Source organism: Marinobacterium jannaschii DSM 6295 (assembly GCF_000620085.1).
GTDB classification, from domain to species: domain Bacteria; phylum Pseudomonadota; class Gammaproteobacteria; order Pseudomonadales; family Balneatricaceae; genus Pontibacterium; species Pontibacterium jannaschii.
In genome coordinates this window covers 53,576-63,265 of record NZ_JHVJ01000030.1, presented here as the reverse complement: position 1 = coordinate 63,265, position 9,690 = coordinate 53,576, and the positions used below count along the sequence as shown (strand labels likewise).

At 52.8% G+C, this 9,690-nt stretch carries 3 protein-coding genes; all 3 read right to left on the bottom strand.

The window, feature by feature from the left end:
- Positions 1–344: 344 nt before the first annotated feature.
- Positions 345–4,769, bottom strand: a complete 4,425-nt coding sequence (locus Q354_RS27475) for a PKD domain-containing protein (RefSeq protein WP_169828890.1) — start codon at positions 4,767–4,769, stop codon at positions 345–347.
- A gap of 385 nt (positions 4,770–5,154) precedes the next feature.
- Positions 5,155–5,619, bottom strand: coding sequence for an SRPBCC family protein (locus tag Q354_RS0113955; protein WP_027858148.1), 465 nt, complete (start codon positions 5,617–5,619; stop codon positions 5,155–5,157).
- The gene (locus Q354_RS25815) at positions 5,619–9,635 is read right to left on the bottom strand and encodes a non-ribosomal peptide synthetase (protein ID WP_051560144.1); all 4,017 of its coding nucleotides are present in this window, start codon (positions 9,633–9,635) and stop codon (positions 5,619–5,621) included. Before Q354_RS25815 ends, Q354_RS0113955 begins: the two co-directional genes overlap by 1 nt.
- Between the last annotated feature and the right edge of the window lie 55 nt (positions 9,636–9,690).

Below are 9,690 nucleotides of genomic sequence, written 5' to 3'. Positions count from 1 at the left end.
CGGAAGTCGACTATGCTTAAAGTACTGATCTGGCGGGGCTTACTGGAAAGATGTGGATAACTGCGGAAGTCGATGCCTGTTATCGATCATTAACAGCATGGAGAGAGAAGCCCTGTGAGTTACCAAAGGCGAAACGTTACAGCGCCCGGCAGGCCACATCAAGCAGATTCCGGAACGAAGCCCCGTGAACCCCGCGATCAGGCCAAAAATCCCGTGCAACATAGTAGCACGGGGCGCGAATCCCTTGCAGGGGAAAGTAAACGGAGGGGTTAATAAATTCCGAACATAAAGTACAAAGGCCAGCACGAGGGGCTGGTCTTTGTACTTTCTCTAGATTGCTATGACTACTGGTCGATCACAAAAATACCGTAATCCTTTAACAGGCCGGATGCCTCATCAGACTGAACGATTACGATTAGCTGGCTACCGTCTGAGTTATAGAACAGAAAACGCCCAAAGGCCTCATAACTGCCATCCTGTGTAGGGAATTCTGGCAGTGACTCTCGACGCAATAGCTCAAACGATGAGGTGCTATAAAAGGACACTCCTTGCTCTTCATCCCCCACTCCGAGCCTTGAAGGCCATGCTTCGTAAAGCACTGCTACTTCACTTTCTCTACGGTCAAGGCTTTTGATATAAGAGTGGCTTCCGTAACGCTCTAATTCACCAAAAAACTCCATATCGTTTTCCGATTCAGAGGAATAAAGCACATTCCCACAACGGGTGAATATACTTGCGTTATCCTCTGATGACCAAACACCTCCACATGTAGGCTTTGAAGTCTTGCCTTGAGATGAGCCTACAAGTGCTACATAACCACTATCAATTGCATATTTCTTGATGTAATTCGAAGTAATAACAGTTGTAGCGATATAGATATAACGCTGATCGTCACTCAACGCCATTTTTCCTTTATTATATTCATCCCTCCCTTCGTTGAAGGTTATAGCACCACTGTTCAGATTAACTGCCTGGATTTTTACCCAACTTCCCGCATTAGGCATAACATAAGCATATCCACCATCAGTAAGCACAATGTCATAAGGCGTTACAGTATAAGGGAAGCTTGTCAACTCCTGCAGCGTCACTGTCTTCAATATTGAGTTATCAGCTAAGTCTATATAGGACAGCTGTCCAGCGTACCCCACCACTGCTTTTTTACCATCAGGTGATACTGATAGAGAGTATGGAACCCCAGGTAGGCTGAGCTCTGTAATCCGCCTATCATTGACACTGAACTGATATAACTTAGAGGGTGTAGCGCCTATCCAGACTAGCCTTTCGAGAGAGTCCGAATATTCAGCATCAATTGCAGCTGTTGGAATTCTCGTAAAAATTTCCCCGCTTACATCAGACACATGCAATTCAAAAACTGTCTCTTTTCCGGCCACACCGTTATTGCTAACTTGTAGAGCTACCTGATAGACCCCAGGAACGTCAGCTGTTAAATGCAAAGATGATGAGAAATTTTCGTTATCACTAACGGAGATATTACTTGACTGAGGTTTATTCAATATACGCCAAAAGTACTTGAGTTCGCCTGAAGCAACACTTGTATCAGGACGGCCTTCAAGAGTAACCACTGTGCCGACTATAGCTGACGAGGGGCCTGAAATATTCGCAACCAATTGATTATCAACTGTATTAACATCCAAAGATGCAATTCCAAAGACTGGTGCTTCTTCTGTTGGGTTAAAAGCCTCAGTTACAACAAAGTGCTTACTGTACCTTTTGCTATAAAATATATATTTACCAATCGACGGGTAATTCCCATCAGGCGTTTTAAATACAGGCAGTCTATCCTTGCCTTTATAGCTCAAATCATCATTATCATATTTATAAACGAAAGAGCTATTTAGCTGCTGTGCTTCTCCCAAACCAGGAGCTGAAACAACAAGTATTTCCCTATCAATTTGACGAATGTAACTAGCCTTTTCAAAGCCTTCCAGTGCACCATTATATTTCATATCTTGGCCTTCATAATCTGAAGACCTGAAAACATTTCCACATGCAGAAAACATTCTCAATCCATCATTAGAAGGCCATAAATCGTCGCATATTGGATAAGCACCATGATACGGATCACTACCTAAAAATCGAACACTTCCTGCATCAGCTCGGTATTTAGCCATATCAACAGGGATACTATCTAAGTCAACAAGATAAACTGATTTACCATCAGGATGCATTTTACCTCGTGCTACGTGCCCCCAGAAATAATCATGCTTTTCAATACTCCCTAGCCGATCAACAACGGTAATATCTTCGTAACCTTCAGCAGGAAATAAGTATACATACCCTCCTTCCCCTAGGATAGCTTCTGATATCCCATCCAAGCCAACTATTGAAACTTCCAGTTCAAGACTATCAAGATTTAAAAAGCCCACCGAATTATCACCGGCAACTATTGCATAAGACTCCTCCCTGAAAGCACTCACACTTTTCGCCTCAAAAGGAATATCTATAAGTTTATGAGACCGGTCAAATGGATTATATATATGAAAACCACCATCAGTCGATGCAGCTATAATACTGTCCAAATATTCGCTATATTCTGCATCAACAGGACTAAATGGTAACAACTCTAGCTGATAGGGGCTAACACCTATATCTATGGTCGTCTTCTTAGATGACCAGCCATCCGATACTGTTAGTTCTAATACGTATTCCCCCTGCTTATCGGCAATAAAGCTAAGTTTCGGCCCTCGATCACCGATTATACTTGGCACACTACCATCCGGAGCAGAAATAAGCTCCCAGCTAAAAGAAAGCAAATGACCATCTGCATCAGAACTCCGTGACGCATCCAACACAGTTAGCTCGTTAACTTTCACTCCACCATTACCATTAACCACAACCGCAGGTTCGGAGTTGTGCGCATACATAAATTCATTCAAATAGTAAGGTTGACCTCCAGGTGTTGTTAACTTCACTTGAAAGTCATACCTTCCAACTACATCTGGAGTAATTAAAAACTCTTTACCAACGTGGTTAATATCCGCGTAGGCACTATTTTCGGGAGCACTATAAATGTTCCACTCAACAGCACCGTCCTGCTCTACATAGAAAATAACAGAGCTGCCAACTGAGATATTCCCATCAAAGCTTCCAAGTGGTGTACCGTCTGAGTTATCTCCAATACCATCTCCATCAAGATCGGAATGCTCATTTCGGTCGTTTGGGAAACGGTCTTGATTGTCTCCTACACCATCTCCATCAGTGTCATACTGCTCTCGCGCATCCTCAGGAAAAGCATCTTTAGAATCAGCAACTCCATCTCGATCTTTATCAGGCCCGATTAGCGGGATATTAGGCTCCGCATCTGAGTTATTCCCAATCCCATCGCCATCACTATCCTCATATTCTGTGGCATCTTCTGGAAATAGATCGGCATTGTCACCATAGCCATCCCCGTCGCTATCGCGGCTTTCACTTGCATCATCCGGGAAGCGGTCGCCATTATCCCCTACACCATCACCGTCACTATCCTGATGCTCACTGACGTCGTGTGGGAAACGGTCTGCGTTATCGCCATAGCCGTCGTTATCGCTGTCGCGGCTTTCACTGGCATCATCCGGGAAGCGGTCGCCATTATCACCGACGCCGTCGTTATCCCGGTCTGCGGTTTCTTCGGGATTAAAAGGGAAGCGATCCTGCTTGTCTGCCACACCATCCCGGTCGGCATCGGCCAGCAGCGCCGCCAGCTCCGGGTCGAGGGCAATAACACCTGTTTCCAGATCTTCAACGTCGACGTCAACGCCGCGCATTTTGGCCTCTTTGGCCAGATGCCGTTCAAGGTCGCCAATCAAAATATCGGTATCTGGGATATGTCGCTGCGCCGGGTCTTTGGTGACAATATCGCCAAGGTCATTGATATCTTTCAGCAGCTCCAGCTCACGGTCCTTCAGACGGCCATCGATTTCACCATCCGCCAGATCCTCTGCCAGGTTCTTCATCACCTCTTCGGTGGCCGCAGACTCACCCGCTTTGCCTTGCAGTTCAACCACGGTTGCCGCAACAGACTCCACCGCGGTACGGTAGCGCACTGCCGCTTTCTTGGCCTCTTCGCTGGCCGTGTTCTCATCGATCAGCGGCACGGCGCGGTAGAGATCCGTGCCGGTCTCCATACCATAACCGAGGCTGGAAACCACCTGTCCGGCGGCTACTGCCAGGGCGCTTGTAAACTCGTCAAGGGTGACCGTGCCATTGCCATCACCCTGATACGGCGCCTGGTTGCTATCGCTCATGGCCACGGCCATATCGACCGCCATCGAGGTCAGTGGTGTGGCATAAAGTGGCTTACCAGCCCGAAGCATCTCAGGCGTAACCACCGTCTTCAGCTGCTTGATAACCGGCGCCTTGCCACTGTTTAGGTCGATAGTGTCATCATCGGCCTCGATCACCAGGATAAATGGCAGGCCAAAATTCAGGTCGATGCTGAGTCCGACGATTTCAGCCACGCTGTTGGTCGACGCTTTGGCCAGCTCTGTACCAACAAAACCAGCTTTAGTGGTATCGATGCGGTACGCCGTTACAAGCGCGTTTGCCATAGGGCCTTTAACGCCGCCACCACTAACCGGCTGCGGAACCGTCGGAACCGAAATCGGATCTGGATCTGGATCTACCGGAATCGGATCAGAGGAACTTCCCCCACCACCTCCACCGCCACAAGCGGTTAACAGCAGAACAGATGAGGTCAGGCAGGTGGCCTTAATGGCCCTGCGGATGGAGGCTGCCAACGACGATTTGGACTCAGGATTGCGGCGCATCGGAGATTCCCTTACTCAGCATAAATTCGAACACCCCGACAATCAGATAGGGTGCAGGGAAGGCTGGTGCGGGAAGGGAATTAGAAGAAGTAAAGTCGCTAGCCTATGCTAAGCCCGATGCAAGAGGGCTTACTGGTAGTGCACTAAGGCAGTAACAAACCACTGAATAGCAGAATCAGATTCCCTTCCGACAACATCAGACATTCCATGATTAATGACGCGAATTTAACCCTATTGTGCAGTAAATAGGCAAGTTAAGTTTTATACCGCGACTAACCAATTTTGTTAGCGGCTTAAATCGGGAGCTGGCCATAGAGCCTATTTAAAGAAACCAAAGCCGCGTGGGGGCGCGGCTTTGGTTTCTCAGGAGGGGTGGGAGAGAAAGCTAGTTGATGGTTGCGCTGGCAAAGTGCTGTTGCAGGCGTTCGATATCTTCCAGCACCTTTTTATCCATGGTCTTGCGGATCAGGGCTTTGGGGATGATGCCGAAGAATTTTCCGGGGGTGGCACCGAAGGTCCAGTTCACGTGGACGCCTTCTTCGGTTTCGGTAAAGACGTAGCGGCCTTCATAAGGCATCGGGCCTTCGGTGGATTGGTAGCCGTAGCTCTTTTCAAACTCGTACTCGCTGACTTCGGCTTCGAAGCTCATCTTGCGGCTGAGAAAGCTGAAGTGAATGTTGTACTTGGAGCCTGCGGCAACCGGCTCGCCGGGTTGCTGCATCTCGACGCGGTCGCAGGAGCCCTGCCAGATATCGTCGTTTTCCGGGTTGGAGAGGAACGCATAGACCTCGGCCAGCGGGGCCTTGAGGACGTATTCCTTCTCCATAGTGATCTCTTTAGTGTTGCTCATCAGGCAACCTCCTCTGTCACGACCTCGGCCGTGGTTTGAAAATGGTAGTCGTTCAGGCGGCAGCTCAGGTCATCAGCGATCTGCTGCACCTGCGGCTTATACATAATCGAGTTATGGTCACCGGCGATATCGACCTTGCACAGTCCCTGCTGCAGCAGCTGATCCCAGCCCAGCAGCGGGCCGTAGTCGACCGTTTCATCACGGGCGAAATAGAGGGTTAGCGGCACATCGACACTGTGTTCTTCGTACATCTGCAGTGCCATGCCGTTGGCGATATAGACGGAGAAGTAGTTGAGCAGTTTCTCCTCATCGGCATCGGCGTCGATTACGCCGATCGCCTTGGCGCGCTCAAGTACATACTCAAACTGCTCGTCGACCTCGATCTCGCGCAGTTCTTCGGGCGGGATATGCAGGGTCTTGTTGTGCGGTACCGCCAGGTCGCGGGCAAACCAGGACAGCAGGGTGGCATCGTCGCCATCGTCCGGGTGGTTAGCGACGATCGGTGCACGGGTGTCGAAGGAGTAGATCTGCGCCACTTCACGTCCGGCCGCCTGCAGCTGACGGGTTGCTTCATAGGCCAGCACGCCACCGAAGCACCAACCGCCCAGCAGGATTGGGCCTTCCGGCTGTACTTCCTGGATCACCCTGACGTAATGACGGCTGATCTCTTCGATACCGACCTCAGCCTCTTCCGCCTCTTCGATCCCCGGCGACTGGAAGGCATAGAGCGGTTGCTGCTTATCCATCGCCTGGGCCAGCGCCATATAGCAGTAAACCGTGCCGCCGATCGGGTGCATCAGGAACAGCGGCGTGCGACTACTATCACCCTTATTGAGGGTGACCAGGGTGGGGTGGGCGTTGTCGGTCTCGCCCGACTCGATCGCGGCAGCCATCGCGGCGATGGTGGTGTTACTCAGCAAAAACTGATTATCCAGTTCAAGCCCCAGCTGCTGGTTGATCCTGCCAGTTAGCTGTACCGCCAGCAGAGAGTGTCCACCAATATCGTAGAAGTCATCCTCAATACTGATCAGTTCCTGCTTCAGCACCTGCTGCCACAGGCTCAGCAACCGGGATTCCAGCTCGCCGCGCGGTGCCATCAATTCGCGATCGCTCTGTTGCGCCTGCGGCTCCGGCAGCTGCTTGCGGTCAACCTTACCATTGGCGGTCATCGGCAACTGCGCCATTGGCTGGAACAGGTTCGGTACCATATAGGCGGGTAACGCTGCCTTGAGCTGCTCACGGATTGCTTTGCTCTCGACCGCGCTTTCGCCCTCAGCCACGTAGTAGCAGACCAGCACCTTGTCGTCAGCCTGCGCTTTGGCTGCCACCACGGCGTTGCTGATGCCATCGATCTTGCGCAGGTTCTCTTCGATATCGTCCAGCTCGATACGGAAACCGCGGATCTTCACCTGGTTGCCGATCCGGCCCAGGCATTCCAGCTTGCCGCGGGAGTTAATCCGCGCCTGGTCGCCGGTTTTGTAGATAGTTCCGGTGACGAAGTCTGCCTCAATAAAGGCATCAGCGGTCAGCTGTGGCTTTTCAAAGTAGCCCTGAGTGACACCGTCACCGCCGATGCAGAGTTCGCCTACCACGCCTTGGGGTACGATCTGGTGGTTGCTGTCCACCACATAGACCTGGGTGTTGGCGATCGGTCGGCCGATGCTGACATCACCGCCACGGTAGTGTTCGATAGTCGACCAGATGGTGGTCTCGGTCGGGCCGTAGACATTGTAGAGATCGGCACAGTTTTCCAGCAGCTGCTCCGCCAGCGAGCGCGGCAGCGCCTCACCGCCACAGTAGACCGTCAGTGCCTGATCACCCTGCCAGCCGGCTTCCAGCAGCATACGCCAGTGGGATGGGGTCGCCTGCATGATCTGCGGCCGAAATTGCTCCATATAGGCGATCAGCTGCTGCGGATCGGCCGAAGCGTCACTGCCGATAATGATAGTCTCACCACCGTGAGTAATCGGCAGGAACAGCTCCAGCACCGAGATATCAAAAGAGATCGTCGTTACCGCCAGCAGGCTCTGCTGCTGGCGTATCCCCGGATACTGGGCAAAGCTGCTCAGCAGGTTCACCACGCAGCCGTGCGGCACGGATACGCCCTTGGGCCGTCCGGTAGAGCCGGAGGTAAAGATCATATAGGCGATATCATCGCCCGATACCTGCGCCGCTGGCTGAGCGGCTGGCAGGGATTCCGCCGCAGCCGCCGCGATCCCCAGCATCCTGGCACCGACTACCGGAAGTTCGGCAGAGAAATCCAGGTGATTGATCGCCTCGTCCTGGATCAGCAGGCTCAGGTCACCATCCTCGATGATCATCTGCGAGCGCGCCGCCGGTACATTGGGATCGATCGGTACATAGCTGGCACCGGCCTTAAAGATCGCCAGCAGATTGACCAGCAGGTAGCGGTTGCGCTGATGACAGATCGCCACCCGCTTACCCGCCACCTTGTATTCCGACTGCAGCAGGGCGGCGATACGGCTGGATTCAGTCTCCAGCTGCTGGTAGCTCATAGCACCATCCGGATCACGCACGGCGATCGCATCCGGGGTCTCTCCCGCCTGCTGCTGAAACAGGCCATGCACCGTATTCACCGCCGGACTGACCGGAATATCGGAGTCGGCCAGCCCCAGTATCCGTTGCTGCTGTTCAGCATCGACCAGCTTCACCTGGTGAATATTCTGCTGTGGATCGGCGGTCACCTGCCCCAGCAGCTCAACAAAGTTAGCCGCGAAGCAGGCGGCGCTTTCAGCCTCAAACAGGTCGTCGCGGAATTTCAGGGTGGCGGTCAGCTCACCGGCGATCTCGGCCCCCATCTCCAGCGCCAGATCAAACTGACCTTCCTGCTGAGGAATCCAGTACGGACTCAGGTTCAGGCCGCCCCACTCTACAGTGGCGCTGCAATCGGAGTGGCTGAAAAAGTGAGCCATATCGGCAAACTGCGGCAGCCGGTCCCAGGCGAAACTGGCCTGAATCAGCGGCGTACGGCTGCTGTCACGCTTCAGCCCCAGCCCTTCCACCAGCTGCGGGAACTGCACGCTCTGGTGACGCACCGAAGTAACGACGCGCTGGTAGGTGTTGGCCAGCATCTGGGCGAAGTCGCTCGTCTCATCGACCTGACTGCGCAGCACCAGGGTATTGACGAAGTTACCCATCACCCCGTTCCACTTACGCTTATCGCGACCGGCCGCCGGGGTACCCACCAGCAGATCATCCTGACCGCTGTAGCGGTGCAGCGCCAGCTGGAAGGCGCTGAGCAGGTACATATACGGGGTGACTTTATGTGCCTTGGCGGTTTCATGCACGGCTGCCGTCAGATCCGCAGGAATGGCGAAGCTGTAGGAAGTACCCGACATCGGGTTAAGGCGTGACCGCGAGTGGTCGGTGGAGAGATTCAGCACCCCGTCGCTGCCCCGCAAGCCTGCCAATAGCTCCTCGCGGGCAGCCTGGTACTTATCCTTCTGCTGCAGCGCTTGCAGGTGATCAACGTACTGATCGAACTGGATCGCCTCGCTGTCCAGCGCCAGGCTGTCACCCGCACTCAGGGCCTGATAATGCCCCGCCAGCTGCTCCAGCAGCAGTGCCAGTGACCAGAAATCGAAATTGGCATGATGCGCGACCAGCGTCATCACGGTTTCGCTCTCACTGAGACGGAACAGTTCAACCCTCAGACAAAGATCCTGATAGAGATTGAACGCCACCCTGGAGGCGGCATAGATATGGGCGTGCGCCTGCTCAGGGGAGAGCGACGCGATATCCTCACGGCGGATATCCAGTTTCAGCGTCGACTGTTCGCGGGCGATCAGCTCGCCATTTTCCTCGGCAAACAGCTCGCGCAACACAAGGTGCTGCTGTTGCAGGTGATAAAAAGCGGCCTGCAAGGAGTCGAAATCAAACTCTCCTTCAATCTTGGCGGCAAACACCACATTGTAGGCAGCGGTCTGGGGATTGATCTGTTGCAGGTAGACCAGTCCCTTCTGCACATCGGTAATCGGTCTGACGGAAAGGGTCATAGAAGCGTCCTTGAAAATCCTGATACGTGGCCGGTATTGGCAGACGGGCTCTGTG